The following is a 14,339-nucleotide window of genomic DNA, read 5'->3' as shown; positions in this document are numbered from 1 at the left end:
CGTGACGGACCACGAGGAAGTCAGCCTGCGCCTGGTCTGGCCCCAGTGGCAGGGCGCCGGGTCCTCCGCTGTCAGGCAGCTCGCCCCCGAGTTCCCGTTCGACGTGGCCCGCCGGGGCTACACCGTCGGCACGGCGGTGCTGGAAGCCGTGCTGCCGCCACACGACGGCCCCACGGCGACGGTGCCGGTGACGATGACCGACGAGGGCACCGAACTGCGCGACGGCGTCGAGGCCAAGGACATCGTCGTCGCGCAGCTGGCGCGCGCCCTGGAGATCATCCGCGCGCACGACCCGGCCCGGATCGCCACGCTCGGCGGCGAGTGCGCGGTGAGCGTCGCGCCGTTCGCGGAACTCGCCCGCCGCTACGGCGACGACCTGGCGGTCGTCTGGATCGACTCGCACCCCGATGTCGACACCCCGGACACCGGGTACGAGGGCTACCACGCGATGGCGGTCTCCGCGCTCGTCGGCCAGGGTGACCCGGACGTGCTGAAGCTGCTCCCGGCGACCGTTTCCCCGGACCGGGTGGCGCTGGTCGGGCTGCACTCGTGGCAGCCCGACGTCACCGCGAACATCACCGGGTGGGGCCTGAAGACCTTCGCGCCCGACGAACTCCGGGAGTCCTCGCAGCCGCTCCTCGACTGGCTCGCCTCCACCGGGTGCTCGCGGCTCGCCGTCCACTTCGACGTCGACACGGTCGACAGCAACGAGATCGTCCTCGGCCTCGGCCCCGAGCCCGACGGCCTCACGAGCAGCGAGGTACGGCGCGTCGTCGCCGACCTCGACGGGGCCGGCGACGTCGTCGGCCTCACCATCGCGGAGTTCATCCCCCGGCAGGTCATGCACCTCCAGCAGATCCTGAAGGGTTTCCCGCTGATCTCCGGGACCACCGAGGACTGACGCCGCCACCGGGGACCGGCCCACCCGGCCGGTCCCCGGTGCCGTACTGCCCGCCGGCCACGTCCGGAGCGGTCGCGGCCCGGGAGCGGTGAACCCCGGTCCGCTAGGACGCCGGCGGCGTCCCGCGCAGTGGGCGCAGGGCCTCCTCGACGCGCACGAGTTCGTCGAGCATCGCCGGGGCGGAGGCGTTCATGACCTCGTTGGCGACCAGGCCCTCCTCCTCGTCGAGGAACTGGTGCACGAAGGGGATCGACACCGACTCGAAGACCGGCGTCATCCGCAGGGTGGTCACCACCTGCTTGATCATCTGGGCGGCCCGGGTTCCGGCCGAGACACCGCCGTAGCTGACCAGGCCGACCGGCTTGTAGTGCCACTCGCGGTGCAGGTAGTCGATGGCGTTCTTCAGCTCGGCGTTGTAGCCGTAGTTGTACTCCGGCATCACGAACACGAAGGCGTCCGCCTCCGCGACCTTGGCGCTCCAGTCCCGGGTGTGCTGGTGCGTGTACTTGCCCAGCCGCGGGTGGTGCGGCTCGTTCATGAACGGCAGGTCCACCTCGGCGAGGTCCACGAGTTCGACCTCGTCGAAGCCGCCGTGCTCCTTGGCACGGGCCTCGAACCACTCGCCGATGGTCAGGCCGATCCGGCCCGGTCGCGTGCTCGCGACGATGATCTCCAGCTTTGCCACGGGCGGCTGCTCCTTGTTCCTGGTTGCTTGTTTCGGAGGCTTGCTGCGGGTTTCCACGGGCTTCCGCGGGTTCCCGCGGGGCGGGATGCTCAGAGGGCGCGGCCGAACAGGCCGAGCAGCGCGGTCCAGTGCCGTTCGGCGGACCCGGCGTCGAAGCGGTCGGTGTCGGCCATCGTGTAGCCGTGGGCGGCCTCGGCGTAGACGTCGGCGTGCTGGGTGACGCCCGCTTCGGTGAGGGCCTTGTCGAGGCGTTCGATCTGCTCGGGCGGCATGGAGGGGTCGTTGTCGGCGTGGCCGAAGTACAGCTCGGCGGTGATCCGGTCGGCGAGCAGGTGGGGGCTGTCGGGGGCGTCGGTGGCCAGGCCCGCGCCGTGGAAGCCGGCCGCGGCGGCGACCTTGCCGGGGTGGTGCCCGGCGGTGAGCAGGGCGAGGCGGGCGCCCATGCAGTAGCCGGTGGTGCCGACCGGTCCGGGGGCGGCCTCGGGGCGGGTGGCCAGCCAGTCCAGGTAGGCGGCGGAGTCGCGGGCCACGACGTCCCCGGTCAGGTCGCCCATCAGCGGGACGATCCGCTCGAAGAGGGCCGGGCGGTCGGCGTCCGCGATGAACTCGGGCAGGGGCACCACCGGGGCGCTCCCGTGCCGGTAGAACACGTTCGGGACGAGCACCGTGTACCCGGCCCCGGCGAGCCGGTCGGCCATGGCCTTCAGCTGCGGGCGCAGGCCGAAGGCGTCCATGTACAGCACCACCGCGGGGTGGGCGGTTCCGTCGGCGGGGTGGGCGAAGTAGGCGTCGGCGGTGCCGTCCTGGGTGCGGATGGACACGTCCGTGCCACGTATGGCGGTCATGGGTTCTCTCTTTCCGGTGTGCTGGTTCAGCCGGTGTGCGCGCTCGGCCCGGTGACGGCGTCGAAGGCATGGGTGACCTCCGGCTCGGTGCCGGGCAGCAGAAGCGCGCGGGCCCGTTCCTCGAAGTGACGGTCGGTGGTGGTGAGGCGGGCGTGGTGCTGGGCGAGGTGTTCCGCCCAGGAGGCGATGAGGTAGTTCTCGATGAAGCGGCCCGGTTCGTTGCCGTCCTCGTACAGGCCCCAGGTGAGCGCTCCGGTACGGCGCCGGGAGCGGGCCACGTCGTGCATGGCGTCGGTGAAGGCGGCGCGGGCGCCGGGCGCGACGCGGTAGACGACGGAGACGAGCACCGGGCCGTCGGCCGGGCCGGGTTCGAAGACCAGCGGCGGGCTGGGCCAGTGGTCGGACGGCGTGGGATCGATGTGGGCGGCGTCGTACAGCGGCCACCGGCGCACGCTCACGGCGGTCAGCAGGAGCAGGGCACCCGCGACCAGCAGGGCACCCGTCAGGCCCAGCCACTGCGCCAGGGCGCCCCACAGGGGTGCGGTGAGGGCCTGGCCGCCCTGGAAGACCAGGAGGTAGACGGCCAGCCCACGGGCCCGTACCCAGCCGGGCAGCCGGGTCTGGGTCGCGGCGCTGAGGGTGGACAGGACGCCGATCCAGGCCAGCCCGGCGGGGAGCAGCGCGAGCGCGACGACCCAGGTGAGGTGGACGGTGGCCAGGACGGCCAGGACGGCCGCGAAGACCACGGCACCGACCGCGAGCGTGCCGTTGGCGCCCAGCGTCCCGCGGATGCGGGGCAGCAGGAACGCGCCGCTGACCGCGCCGATGCCGACGGCGCCCAGCAGCAGGCCGTAGCCGCCGGAGCCGAGGCCGAGCGACTCGCCGGCGACGAGCGGCAGCAGGGACCACACGGCGGCGGCGCCGGGGATGAACAGGGCGGCGCGCAGCAGGATGCGGCGGATGCCGGGCGCGTTGCGGACGTAACGGCGGGCCGCGTACAGGGCGGTGAGGAACCGTTCGCGCTGGGCGGCCGGGACCGGTGGGGCCGGCGGGCGCTTCCACAGCAGCAGCACGATCACGATGCCCAGGTAGGACACCGCGTTGAAGGCGAACGTCCAGCCCGCGCCCGCCGCGGCCACCAGCACACCGCCGACGGCCGGTCCGATGGCGCGGGCCAGGTTCATGTTGACCGCGCCCAGCGCGGACGCCTGCCCCAGCTGGCTCCGGTCGACCAGCTCCGGCTGGATCGCCTGCCACGCGGGGCCCATCAGGGCGGTGCCGCAGCCGAGCAGGAAGGTCAGGGCGAGCAGCGGCCCCGGCGTGAGCCCGCCGGCGAACGCCAGCACGGTGAGGACCGTGGCGACCGCGCACATGGCGAACTGCGCGGCCACCAGCAGCCGTCGCCGGTCGAAGCGGTCGGCGAGCACCCCGGAGGGCAGCGCGAGCAGCACGACCGGCAGGCTGGAGGCGGTCTGGACGAGGGTCACGAGGGTGGCCCCGTGCCCGAGGAGCAGCCACTGGGCGCCGACCGTCTGCATCCAGGTGCCGACGTTCGACACGAACTGCGCGATCCACAGGGCCCGGAACACCGGAGCCGCCAGCGGCGCCCAGGCCGATTCGGCCCGGGAAGCGGTGCTGTCACGCGTCGTCGACGCTGTCATGGTCTGCTCCACAAGGGATGGACGGGTCCCGGCAGATCACCGGGACCACTCCGGCCTACAAGATCAACGGGGTTGCGTGCTACGGCCGTTGGATAAAAGTTGTACTAAAAACAGCCGTCCAGGACGTCGACCGGACCCAGCTGCGGGACGTTGTCGAAGTCACCGCGGCGCTCGCGCCAGGCCCGCTGATCCTCGGAGTCGGCGGCGGCCTCGGTGAGGGCGCGGGCCTGCCGGACGCCACCCGGCTCGGCGGCCTGGAAGCCGCCGAAGCGGGCGACCGGGCTCCAGGCCGGGCTGATCTCCGGCAGCGGGGCCGCGATGTTCTCGTAGTCCAGCGCGGAGTACACCACCTTGCCGCCGGCCACGGTCAGCACGGACTCGATGCGGTCGATGTCCTCGGCGGCCACCGAGAAGTAGTCGGCGGACAGGACGGCCAGGTCGCCGTACCTGCCCTCGCTGATGGTGCCCTTGACGTCCTGCTCGCCGGTGAGGTGGGCGCCCGCGCTGGTGTACAGCTCCAGGGCCTTGGCGCGGTCGAGGCGGTTCTCGGCCGGGTAGAGCCGGGTGCCGCCGATGGTGCGTCCGGTGACCAGCCAGGACAGGGAGAGCCACGGGTTGTGGCTGGAGACGCGGGTGGCGTCGGTGCCGGCGGCGACGTGCAGGCCGGTGTCGAGCATCGCGCGGATCGGGGGAGCGGTCTCGGCGCGCTCGGGGCCGTAGCGGTCGACGAAGGCCCTGCCCTGGAACATCATGCGGTTCTGTACGGAGATGGCCCCGCCGAGCGCCTTGATGCGCTCCAGGCTGCTCCGGCTGACGGTCTCGGCGTGGTCGAACAGCCAGCGGGTGCCGGGCGGGAAGCCGCCGTCCGCGGCGATCTTCTCGAAGACGTCCAGGTCCTGACGGATCGTCTCGTCGTAGGTGGCGTGCAGCCGGAAGCCCCAGCCGTTCTCCAGGAGCAGCCGGGCGGCTGCCTCCAGCTCCTCCTTGGCGCGCGGTGACAGCTGGGGGCGCGGCTCGGCGAAGTTCTCGAAGTCGGCGGGGGACCAGGCGAGGTTCTCGCCGGCGCCGTTGCAGCGCAGCCACGCGTCGCCGTCGCCGGGGGAGACCATGCCGATCCAGCGGCGCAGGTCGTCCAGTTCCTGCCCGGCGGTCTGCGGGAAGAGGTGGTAGCCGATGCGCACGGTCAGTTCGCCGCGCTGGGCGAGTTCGGTGACGGCGGCGTAGTTGTCGGGGAAGTTCTGGAAGCCGCCGGCCGCGTCGATGGCGCTGGTGATGCCGAACCGGTTCAGCTCGCGCAGGTAGTGGCGGGTGGAGCCGAGCTGGTCCTCGGGGGCGAGCACCGGGCCCTTGGCGAGGGTGGAGTAGAGGAGCCCGGCGGCGGGCGCGGCGAGCAGGACGCCGGTGGGGTTCCCGGCGAAGTCCCGGACTATCTCGCCGCCGGGCGGATTGGGGGTGTCGCGGGTGAAGCCGACCGCCTCCAGCGCGGCGCGGTTGAGGATCGCCGACTGGTAGAGGTGCAGGACGAAGACGGGGGTGTCGGGGGCCGCGGCGTTCAGTTCGGCGACCGTCGGCAGGCGCTTCTCGGCGAACTGCTCGCCGGTCCAGCCGCCGACCACCCGGACCCACTGGCCCTTCGGCGTGCGCTCGGCCTGCTCGCGCAGCATGCGCAGGGCGGTGCGCAGCGAACGGACACCGTCCCAGCGCAGTTCCAGCAGGTAGTTGAGGCCACCGCGGATGACGTGCAGGTGGGAGTCGTTCAGGCCGGGGATCACCCGACGGCCGAGCGCGTCGACGACGCGGGTGGCCGGGCCGATGTAGGGGGCCACGGTGGCGTCGTCACCGACGGCCGTGAAGACCCCGTCGGTGATCGCCACGGCGGAGGCGGCGGGGCGGGCGGGATCGCCGGTGTGGATACGGCCGTTGCGTACGACCAGGTCGGCCGGGTGCTGGACGCCTTCGTACGGGCGCACACCGGCCACGGGCATGGTGGTGCTGGACACGTTGCTGCTCCTTGGGTCCCCCCACGCTTTCAGCGGTGAGGAAGAGTCGTCTGGCGGCGCTTCGTCACGCTAGGCTGAGCAGTGAGGATCGGTCCAACACATGAATCCGCTCCCGCCGATCGGCATGACAGATGGATGAGGGCTCATGGAGCTGCGGCATCTGAAGTACTTCCTGGCCGTGGCCGACACCCGCAGCTTCACGCAGGCCGCGGCCAACTGCTACGTCGCGCAGTCCGCGCTCAGCCAGCAGATCGCCCGGCTGGAGAAGGACGTCGGGGCCACGCTGTTCAGCCGCACCAGCCGCTCCGTGCGGCTGACCGCCGCGGGCGAGCTGCTCGAACCGCTGGCCCGGCGCGTCCTCGCCGACGTGGACAACGCCCAGGCCGCCCTGGACGCGCTGGCGGGCCTGCGCCGGGGGCGGCTGCGCCTGGGCCTGGTGCAGACCCTGGCCTGCCCCTTCGACATGGTCGACGTGATGGCCGATTACCACGTCCGCTACCCCGGCATCGACTTCCACGTCACCAACGCGCCCAGCTCCGAGATGGCCGCCGACGTGCTGTCCGGCCGACTCGACCTCGCCGTGGTCGGGCTGGGCCCCCGTCAGGTGCCGGAAGGCCTCGACCACCGGCTGCTGGGCAGGGACCCGCTCGTGGTGGTCGTCTCCCGCGAACACCCGCTGGCCGACCGCGAGATGATCGCTCTCGGCGACCTCCCGGACGGGGACCAGGTCATACAGTTCTCCCGGGGCACCGGGCTGAGCCGTCAGGTGGAGGCGGCCTTCGCCCGCGCGGGCGTGGACCCCGGCCGGCACTTCGAGGTCGGGCAGATGTACGACATGATCCGCCTCGCCTCCCGGGGTGTCGGGGTCACCGTCGTGCCCCGCTCCTCCATCCTCGGGCCCGGATCGGTGCTGGGTCTCAAGGCCGAGGACGAACCGCCGGACGGCGCCCGCATCCTCGCCATCGCGGACGAGGAGGCCGTCCACCACGTCTCGGTGGTCTACGACGGCAAGCGGCTGGCGCCGGCCGCCGCCGCGTTCCTGCACGTCATCGAGCGGCACGGGGACGCGGGGGAGGGCAGGTAGGCGGGCGTCGGCCGGGCCTGGTGGGCGGGTGTCGGCCGGGATCGGCGGGCGGACGGCCTCTGGTCGATCGGTATTGCCGATCGCTGCGTGCTGATCCATATGTTGGACTGCTGGGGCGGTCGGGCCGCAGGCTGGGCGCGAACGCTGGTTCCTGTCCCGAATGGATCCCCATGTCGACCAAGCACGTGGTCTCGTCCGTCGCTGTGACCGCCCTGGCGGCCGGAGCCCTGGCCGCGACCTCCGTCCCGGCCTCGGCCGCCACCGCCCCGGTGTCCGCGCCGCGCATCGTCGCGCACCTGGACCTGGCCGCCGGCCAGCAGCCGGAGAACATCACCCTGCTGCCGCACGGCTCGGTGGCCGTCACCTTCGCCCTGTCCCGCCAGATCGCCGCGATCGGGTCCGACGGCAAGGTGAAGGTCCTCGCCACCCTGCCCGCCCCCGCGGCCGGTTCCACCACCCCTGTGCTGTCCTCACCGTTCCTCGGCGGCATCGTCCGCGCCAAGGACGGCACCCTGTACTTCAACTACGCCACCGGCACCGCCGACCTGACGGGCATCTGGAAGCTGCGCCCCGGCGGCAGGCCGCAGCGCATCGCCGCGCTCCCGGCCAAGGGCCTGCCCAACGGCCTGGCCCTGGACGCCCGTTCCGGTCACCTCTATGCCGCCGACTCGGTCCTCGGCACCATCTGGCGCGCCCCGGTCAAGGGCGGCAAGGCCACCGCCTGGTCCACGGACAAGGCCCTGGCCCAGCAGACCTTCCTCGGTGCCAACGGCATCAAGGTGCACAACGGCGCGGTCTGGGCGACCAACCTCGACGCGGGCGCCGTGCTGCGCATCCCCGTGGGCCGCCACGGCGTCGCCGGTCACGTCCGCACCGTCGCCACCGGCCTCCCGGCCGCCGACGACCTCACCTTCACCGGCAAGGGCGACACGCTGCTCGTCGCCCTCAACAGCACCAACGAGGTGGCCCTGGTGCGGCCCGACGGCAGCCACACCATCGTCCTCACCGCGAAGGACGGGCTGGAGGGCCCCACCTCCCTCGCGATCCGCGGTGACCGGATCCTCGTCCCGAGCGCCGCGTACTTCACCCAGAAGGACCCCAACCTGCTCGGCGCCAAGTTCGCGGGCAACTGAAAGGCACAGGAAAGGCACCGCCATGACGGAGAACGACCGCACGGACAGCAGCCGCTTCGAAGAGGGACTGCGGATCCGCAAGGAGGTGCTCGGCGCCGAGTTCGTCGAACGCAACCTGGCCGCCGCCAGCGACTTCACCCGGCCCGTGCAGGAATGGGTGACGGAGGCCTGCTGGGGGACGGTGTGGAACCGGCCCGGCCTGGACCGTGCCACCCGTAGCCTGATCAACATCGCCATGCTGACCGCGCTCGGCAAGATGAACGAGCTGGCCGGCCATGTGCGCGGCGCCCTGACCAACGGCTGCACCGTGGAGCAGATCCAGGAGGTGCTGCTCCAGACCGGCGTCTACTGCGGCGCCCCGGCGGCCCTGGAGGCGTTCCGCACCGCGGACAAGGTCATCGCCGAGACCACGGCCCAGGACTGAGCGCACACCTTCGGCGGGGGGCCGCACCCGGCCCGGTCCGGCCCCTCGCCCACCCCTCGAACGGGAGTGACACACATGCACGCCGTACTGCGGGACGCGTGGACCACCGTGGTGCCCGACCGGCGGGACCGGCACGGCCCGCTGCCCCCGCTGATGCTCGCGCTGACCGTCGTCACCGGCCTGGTGGACGCCTTCAGTTACCTCGTCCTGGGCCACGTCTTCGTGGCCAACATGACCGGCAACGTCGTCTTCTCCGGCTTCGCCCTCGCCGGTGCCGCCGGCTTCTCGCTCGTCGCCTCGCTGGCCGCGCTCGCCGCCTTCGCCGGGGGCGCCCTGCTGGGCGGCCGGGTGGCCCACGGGGCCCGCGCCCACCGCGGCCGGGTGCTCCACCTGGCACTCGTCGTGGAGACCGTCCTGGTCCTGGCGGCCTACGTCGTCGCCCAGAGCACCGGCGCTCCGTACGACGACACCGCCCGGTACCCCCTGATCGCGCTGCTCGGTCTCGCCATGGGCGTCCAGAACGCCGCCGCCCGTGCCCTGGCCGTCCCGGACCTCACCACCACCGTCCTCACGCTGACCGTCACCGGCATGGCCGCCGACAGCAGGGCCGCCGGCGGCAAGGGCGGCAAGGTCGGCCGACGCGCCCTCTCGGCGTTGGCCATGTTCGCCGGCGGTCTGGTCGGCGCGCTCGCCGTCCGGCACGGCAGCCCCGCGCTGCCGCTGCTCGTCGCCACCCTGCTCCTGGCCGCGGGCACGATCGTCGCCTTCGTACTGACCCGGTCCGACGCCGCCTGGACGGACCCGCTGTGACGGACGCCCTGGACCGGGTGGGCACGCCGACGGCGGCCCGCCCCGCCGAACCCCCTGCGTGGCGGCGCACCCTTCACCGGGCCGCGCTCGAACTCGCCCTCACCACGGCCATGCTGTTCGTGGCGGTCACCGCGACCCGCTGGCTGATGGGCACCCTGCACCCCGCCGATGCCGGCGGCGGCTGGTGGAACACGCCCCATGGCAGGCTGCTCGTGCTCGCCCCGATCGCCGGCTACACCATCACCGCGATCATGCTCTCGCCCTGGGGCCGACGCACCGGCGGTCACGTCAACCCGGCCATCACTCTCGCCATGTGGCGCTACGGCAGAACGCCCGCACGGGATGTACTGCCCTTCGTCGCCGCGCAGTTGCTCGGTTCCGTCCTGGGGACGCTGGCCGGCCGGCTCGCCTGGGGAGGCGTCGTGGCAGGGCCGGGCGTGGACTACGCCGCCGTCCGCCCTGCGGCCGACTGGTCCTGGGCCGCCGTCGCCGCGGTCGAGGCGGCGACCATGTTCGGCATCGTCGTCGTCGCGGGAATCGGCGTCTCCAGCCGGCGACTCGGCCCGTTCACCCCGTGGGCGGTGGGTACCCTGATCGCCGCGCAGATCATCGCCTTCGGCACCCTGTCCGGCGGAGTGGCCAACCCCGTCCGCCAGTTCGGTCCGGCCGTGCTCGCGGGCGACACCCCGTTCCTGGCGGTGTACCTGCTGGCGCCGCTGCTCGGAGCCCTGGCCGCCACCGTCGTCGTCAACCGCCTCACCCGCACCCGGCGTGCGGACCGATGAAAGGCAGAACGCCCGCATGACCCTCCGCTGCGCCGTACTGGACGACTACCAGGGTGCCGCCCTCACCCTGGCCGACTGGAGCCCCCTCGCCGGAGAGGTCGAGGTACGCACGCTCCGCGAGTACATCGCCGACCGGGACGAGCTCGCCGCCGAGCTCGCCGACTGCGAGATCGTCGTGATCATGCGGGAGCGCACCCCCTTCGACGCGGACCTCCTACGGCGACTGCCCCGGCTGCGCCTGCTGGTCACCACCGGCATGCGCAACGCCTCCGTCGACCTCGCCGCCGCTGCCGCCCAGGGCGTGACCGTCTGCGGCACCGCGAGCAGCGCCACCCCGCCCGTCGAACTGACCTGGGCGCTCCTGCTGGGCCTGGCCCGGCACGTCACCACGGAGAACCGCGCCCTGCGCGAGGGCGGACCCTGGCAGTCCACCGTCGGCCAGGACCTCGCCGGCCGCACCCTGGGCCTGCTCGGGCTCGGCAAGATCGGCACCCGGGTCGCCCGGGTCGCCACCGCCTTCGGCATGGAGGTCCTCGCCTGGAGCGAGAACCTCACCGCGGAGCGTGCCGCCGAGGCCGGAGCCCGACGCGCCGCGAGCAAGCAGGACCTGCTCTCCCGCAGCGACTTCGTCTCCGTCCACCTCGTCCTGTCCGACCGCACCCGCGGCCTGCTCGGCGAGCCGGAACTGCGCGCGATGCGCCCGGACGCCTACCTGGTCAACACCTCCCGCGCCGCCATCGTCGACCGGCCGGCGCTGCTGCGCGCCCTGCGCGAGAACTGGATCGCCGGGGCGGGACTCGACGTGTTCGAGACCGAGCCGCTCCCCGCCGACGATCCCTTCCGCTCCCTGCCCAACGTGCTCGCCACACCGCACCTCGGCTATGTCAGCCAGGGCAACTACCGCACCTTCTACGCCGAGGCCGTGGAGGACATCACCGCCTTCCTCGCCGGCACCCCCGTCCGGCTGCTGACGGCCGGCTGAGCACACGCGACGTCCCGCTCCGGAGCCGTCCGCCCGTCGAAGGGTCCGGCGCTGGGCAGGGGGAAGGGGGTTGTGACGGTCCGGTGAGCGCGCCGACACGCTCACCGGACCGTCGGCTCACGCGGGTTGGTCCTGGTGGTAGCGGGCGGCGAGCGTGCGGCTGCCGCCGGCGGCCAGCAGGCCGGACTCGGCGGCCAGGAGCGCGTCGAGCGCGGCGGGCAGGTTCTCCAGGCCCGGAACGCACACCGACTCGCCCAGGTCAAGACCGGCCAGGCTGGCCTTCGCCACGTCCTCCGGGCTCATCGCGGAGGGCAGGCGCTGCCCGTGGCCGCCGTGGAACTCGGTGTCCACCACGCCCGGGCACAGCACCTGGACCCGCACCCCCGTGCCGGCGAGTTCGCCCGCGAGACTCCGGGTGAAGGCCACCACCGAGGCCTTGGCAGCCGCGTAGAGCGTGCGGGGCATCGAGAACCCCTGCCCGGCACTGAAGGCCAGCAGGGACGACACCGTGATGACGGTGCCCTCGCCCGCGGCCAGCATGCCGGGCAGGGCGGCCCGCGCCAGGTGGACGGGGGCCGTGCCGTTGAGGGTGAGCAGGCGGTCGATGTCCGACGGTTCGGTGTCGGCGAGCCGCGAGAACGCGCCCGCTCCGGCGTTGGCGATCAGCAGCCGGACGTCACCGGCCGCGAGTCGGCCGGACACGGCGGCGATGCCCTCGGCGGTACTGAGATCGGCGGGCAGGACTTCTACGGCGGCACCGGCCTTGCTCAGCTCGGCGGCCAGTTCGTTCAGCCGGTCCGCCCGTCGGGCGACCAGGACGAAGTCGAAATGGGGGGACAGGAGGCGGGCGTATGCCGCGCCGATGCCGGAGGAGGCACCGGTGATGAGTGCGATGGTTCGAGACACGCGACCAGCCTTGAGCAAGCACCTGTCAAGAGTCAAGCGTTTGATATCAAGTGTTTGATACATGTGAAATGGCGTACCCTCGTCGCGTGACGAGGGACGACGAGACGACGGACGACAGGTCGAGAGACCACGAGATGCCGCCGCCCACCGGCGGCCCGCTGGACGGACTGCTGTGGGCGCTGCGCCGGGCGGAACTCGCCGTGCAGGGGCTCAAGGGGCAGCGGCTGCGCTCGCTCGGCATGGCGGCGGCGCACTACTCCCTGCTCGTCCTCGTCCGTGACGTCCCCGGTCTCACCGGTGCGGAGGCGGCCCGGCGGCTGAACGTCACTCCGCAGGCGGTGGCCTCCCTGGTGGCCCGCCTCGAAGGACGGGGCCAGCTGGAGCGTCGGCCGCACCCGCGCCACGGCCATGTCCAGGAGCTCCACCTCACCGACGCGGGCCGCGAGCTCCTCGCCTCCGCCGACCTCGTCGTCATCGACATCGAACGCCGTCTCGCCGAGCACCTCGGTGGCGCCGACGCGGTCCAGCTCACCGCGCTGCTCGGCCGGGTGGTGGACGCGGTCCACGAGCCCTAGCCGGCCGCGGCCGTCGGCGGGCCTGTCCGGGCCCCGGGCGTCACCAGACGGGGAGTTCGTTCCGTACCGAGGAGTGGGCGGCGTGGTCGGCGTCGTCGCTGACGTCGAAGACGACCAGGTCCACGGTGCCGGGACGGGCACGCAGCCAGCCGGCGACGGTCGCCCGTGCGACGCGGGCGGCGGGCAGCCGGGGCACGCACGGTCGGTCCGGCCGTGTTGCCGATCCTCCGTGGGAAACCGCGGCCGGACGAGATGACTGGCGGACTCGTCGAGGTCAGAAACGGACTCTCGACGTCCCGGCAGCAGTCCGCGACCGGCTGGTCGGTGCGTACCGACATCACCCCGCCCTCGGGGCTCAGGCCCGCCTGGGAGTACCCCGACGCGCACTTCGCCGAGTTCCCCCGCTTCATGGCCGACCGTGCCGAGGTGGAGCGCTGGAGGCAGACCTTCACGCTGTACTTCGGCGAGGTCCACGGGGACCCGAGCCCCGGGTGGCCGGGTCTGCACCCCGGCGCGTGACCCGGGCGGGCCTAGTGGCGGTCCGCGGGTGTCTGCCCGGCGTGAGCCGAGGTGGGTGCCGAGGTGGGCGCCGGGTCCGTCGCGGGTGGCCGGGCGGTGTCCGCGACCGCACCTTCACCCGCACCCTCGCCCCCGCGCAGGCCACGCGGTCGCAGGCCGACCACCAGGCCGATGACGACGACGCCGATGCCCGCCCAGACCGAGGGGGCGGGCGCGCCGGTGCCCCCGGCGGCGCTCGCCGCCGCCGCGGCGAGCGGGGCGATGCCGGTGAGCAGCCCGGCCCGTCCGGCCCCGACCGCGCGGACCGTCGAGTACCACAGCACGAACGCGACCGCCGTGACCAGCAGCGCCAGATAGCCGACCGCGGCCCACTGGACCCCGGACAACTCCCGTACGGACGAAGGCCCTTCCAGCGCGGTGCCGAGAACCGCCAGCAGTACGGCGCCCAGCCAGGTCGCGTGTACCGACACCCCCCACGGGGTGTGCCGCCGCAGCACCGGAACCGCGAGCAGGGTGAACCCGGCCTCGCACCCGAGGGCCAGCGCCGCCCACGCCACACCGGCGCTGTCCGCGCGCCCCGTACCCTCCACCAGCACCGCGCCCGCCACGACCACGGGCGCGGCCACCAGGACCTGACGGCTCGGCGACCGCCGCTCCAGCAAGGGGCCCACCACCGCGAGGACCACCGGCACACACGCCACGGCGACCGCGATCACCGCGGGCTCCGCATGCGCGACACCGCGCACCACGGCCACGTTGAAGAGCACCAGACCTGTGACCGCCAGTCCGGTCAGCCACAGCCATTCCCGGCCGCGCGGCCACACGAGCCGAGCCCGGGCGACACGGGCGACGACCAGGAGGATCACGGTGGCGACCGCGTACCGGACGGCCTGGGTGGTGAACAGCGGGGCGTCCACGAGCCCGTGCGAGACGGTGACGCTGCTGCCGACCAGCACCATCCCCACCATGCCCGGGACGAGCCGCGCGAACGAAGCCGAAGTCGTATCCATGCCCTCCACCCTGCCCTCA

15 protein-coding genes and 1 pseudogene are annotated in these 14,339 nt (G+C 73.2%); 9 read left to right on the top strand and 7 right to left on the bottom strand.

Annotation, left to right across the window (positions count from 1 at the left end; translation table 11 throughout):
• Window position 1 precedes the first annotated feature (1 nt).
• Window positions 2–901 (top strand): arginase family protein, encoded by a 900-nt coding sequence (locus tag AB0D74_RS22045; RefSeq protein WP_362589385.1) that lies wholly within the window; start codon window positions 2–4, stop codon window positions 899–901.
• A gap of 103 nt (window positions 902–1,004) precedes the next feature.
• On the opposite strand, the gene AB0D74_RS22040 is transcribed toward AB0D74_RS22045, so the two are convergent.
• From AB0D74_RS22040 to AB0D74_RS22025, 4 genes are all read right to left on the bottom strand, one after another.
• Window positions 1,005–1,586, bottom strand: coding sequence for an NAD(P)H-dependent oxidoreductase (locus AB0D74_RS22040; RefSeq protein WP_362589382.1), 582 nt, complete (start codon window positions 1,584–1,586; stop codon window positions 1,005–1,007).
• Between the two features lie 89 nt (window positions 1,587–1,675).
• Complete coding sequence (locus tag AB0D74_RS22035; RefSeq protein WP_362589379.1) at window positions 1,676–2,431, bottom strand: dienelactone hydrolase family protein; 756 nt, start codon at window positions 2,429–2,431, stop codon at window positions 1,676–1,678.
• Window positions 2,432–2,457: 26 nt separating this feature from the next.
• A complete protein-coding gene (locus AB0D74_RS22030; protein ID WP_362589376.1) occupies window positions 2,458–4,092 on the bottom strand; it encodes an MFS transporter in 1,635 nt (544 codons plus the stop codon).
• Between the two features lie 104 nt (window positions 4,093–4,196).
• On the bottom strand, window positions 4,197–6,077 hold the full coding sequence (locus AB0D74_RS22025; RefSeq protein ID WP_362589859.1) for an amidohydrolase: 1,881 nt from the start codon (window positions 6,075–6,077) through the stop codon (window positions 4,197–4,199).
• 160 nt (window positions 6,078–6,237) lie between these two features.
• On the opposite strand from AB0D74_RS22025, the gene AB0D74_RS22020 reads away from it, so the two are divergent.
• From AB0D74_RS22020 to AB0D74_RS21995, 6 genes are all read left to right on the top strand, one after another.
• Window positions 6,238–7,176, top strand: a complete 939-nt coding sequence (locus AB0D74_RS22020) for a LysR family transcriptional regulator (RefSeq protein WP_362589373.1) — start codon at window positions 6,238–6,240, stop codon at window positions 7,174–7,176.
• 170 nt (window positions 7,177–7,346) lie between these two features.
• On the top strand, window positions 7,347–8,309 hold the full coding sequence (locus tag AB0D74_RS22015; protein WP_362589370.1) for a hypothetical protein: 963 nt from the start codon (window positions 7,347–7,349) through the stop codon (window positions 8,307–8,309).
• Between the two features lie 22 nt (window positions 8,310–8,331).
• Window positions 8,332–8,733, top strand: a complete 402-nt coding sequence (locus tag AB0D74_RS22010; protein WP_362589367.1) for a carboxymuconolactone decarboxylase family protein — start codon at window positions 8,332–8,334, stop codon at window positions 8,731–8,733.
• Between the two features lie 75 nt (window positions 8,734–8,808).
• A complete protein-coding gene (locus AB0D74_RS22005; RefSeq protein ID WP_362589363.1) occupies window positions 8,809–9,543 on the top strand; it encodes a YoaK family protein in 735 nt (244 codons plus the stop codon).
• Window positions 9,540–10,328 carry an aquaporin gene (locus AB0D74_RS22000; RefSeq protein ID WP_362589360.1) on the top strand — a complete coding sequence of 263 codons (789 nt, stop codon included), beginning with the start codon at window positions 9,540–9,542 and terminating at the stop codon, window positions 10,326–10,328. Before AB0D74_RS22005 ends, AB0D74_RS22000 begins: the two co-directional genes overlap by 4 nt.
• A 16-nt stretch (window positions 10,329–10,344) precedes the next feature.
• Window positions 10,345–11,310 carry a D-2-hydroxyacid dehydrogenase family protein gene (locus tag AB0D74_RS21995; RefSeq protein ID WP_362589357.1) on the top strand — a complete coding sequence of 322 codons (966 nt, stop codon included), beginning with the start codon at window positions 10,345–10,347 and terminating at the stop codon, window positions 11,308–11,310.
• Between the two features lie 117 nt (window positions 11,311–11,427).
• Here AB0D74_RS21995 and AB0D74_RS21990 read toward each other — a convergent pair whose 3' ends face one another.
• Window positions 11,428–12,216 carry an SDR family NAD(P)-dependent oxidoreductase gene (locus AB0D74_RS21990; protein ID WP_362589354.1) on the bottom strand — a complete coding sequence of 263 codons (789 nt, stop codon included), beginning with the start codon at window positions 12,214–12,216 and terminating at the stop codon, window positions 11,428–11,430.
• 86 nt (window positions 12,217–12,302) lie between these two features.
• On the opposite strand from AB0D74_RS21990, the gene AB0D74_RS21985 reads away from it, so the two are divergent.
• On the top strand, window positions 12,303–12,791 hold the full coding sequence (locus tag AB0D74_RS21985; protein ID WP_362589351.1) for a MarR family transcriptional regulator: 489 nt from the start codon (window positions 12,303–12,305) through the stop codon (window positions 12,789–12,791).
• 40 nt (window positions 12,792–12,831) lie between these two features.
• On the opposite strand, the gene AB0D74_RS21980 is transcribed toward AB0D74_RS21985, so the two are convergent.
• Window positions 12,832–12,987 (bottom strand): hypothetical protein, encoded by a 156-nt coding sequence (locus AB0D74_RS21980; protein ID WP_362589348.1) that lies wholly within the window; start codon window positions 12,985–12,987, stop codon window positions 12,832–12,834.
• Window positions 12,988–13,076: 89 nt separating this feature from the next.
• On the opposite strand from AB0D74_RS21980, the pseudogene AB0D74_RS21975 reads away from it, so the two are divergent.
• Window positions 13,077–13,310: pseudogene (locus tag AB0D74_RS21975) on the top strand (ABC transporter substrate-binding protein); the annotation flags it as partial.
• Between the two features lie 11 nt (window positions 13,311–13,321).
• Here the strand turns inward: AB0D74_RS21975 and AB0D74_RS21970 are convergent.
• Window positions 13,322–14,320: a DMT family transporter gene (locus AB0D74_RS21970; RefSeq protein ID WP_362589346.1), complete on the bottom strand. Its 999-nt coding sequence runs from the start codon at window positions 14,318–14,320 to the stop codon at window positions 13,322–13,324.
• Window positions 14,321–14,339 lie beyond the last annotated feature (19 nt).

It is taken from the genome of Streptomyces sp. NPDC048278, from assembly GCF_040652195.1.
Taxonomy (GTDB): domain Bacteria; phylum Actinomycetota; class Actinomycetes; order Streptomycetales; family Streptomycetaceae; genus Streptomyces.
Note: the sequence above shows the minus strand (reverse complement) of the source record. Positions and strands in the feature narration are given on the sequence as shown.

What these genes read in the sequence shown, in the direction of transcription:
- AB0D74_RS22035 (WP_362589379.1), bottom strand. Translation starts at nt 2,431, where the DNA reads ATGACCGCCATACGTGGCACGGACGTGTCCATCCGCACCCAGGACGGC.
- AB0D74_RS22030 (WP_362589376.1), bottom strand. Translation starts at nt 4,092, where the DNA reads ATGACAGCGTCGACGACGCGTGACAGCACCGCTTCCCGGGCCGAATCG.
- AB0D74_RS22025 (WP_362589859.1), bottom strand. Translation starts at nt 6,077, where the DNA reads ATGCCCGTGGCCGGTGTGCGCCCGTACGAAGGCGTCCAGCACCCGGCC.
- AB0D74_RS22020 (WP_362589373.1), top strand. Translation starts at nt 6,238, where the DNA reads ATGGAGCTGCGGCATCTGAAGTACTTCCTGGCCGTGGCCGACACCCGC.
- AB0D74_RS22015 (WP_362589370.1), top strand. Translation starts at nt 7,347, where the DNA reads ATGTCGACCAAGCACGTGGTCTCGTCCGTCGCTGTGACCGCCCTGGCG.
- AB0D74_RS22010 (WP_362589367.1), top strand. Translation starts at nt 8,332, where the DNA reads ATGACGGAGAACGACCGCACGGACAGCAGCCGCTTCGAAGAGGGACTG.
- AB0D74_RS22005 (WP_362589363.1), top strand. Translation starts at nt 8,809, where the DNA reads ATGCACGCCGTACTGCGGGACGCGTGGACCACCGTGGTGCCCGACCGG.
- AB0D74_RS21995 (WP_362589357.1), top strand. Translation starts at nt 10,345, where the DNA reads ATGACCCTCCGCTGCGCCGTACTGGACGACTACCAGGGTGCCGCCCTC.
- AB0D74_RS21970 (WP_362589346.1), bottom strand. Translation starts at nt 14,320, where the DNA reads ATGGATACGACTTCGGCTTCGTTCGCGCGGCTCGTCCCGGGCATGGTG.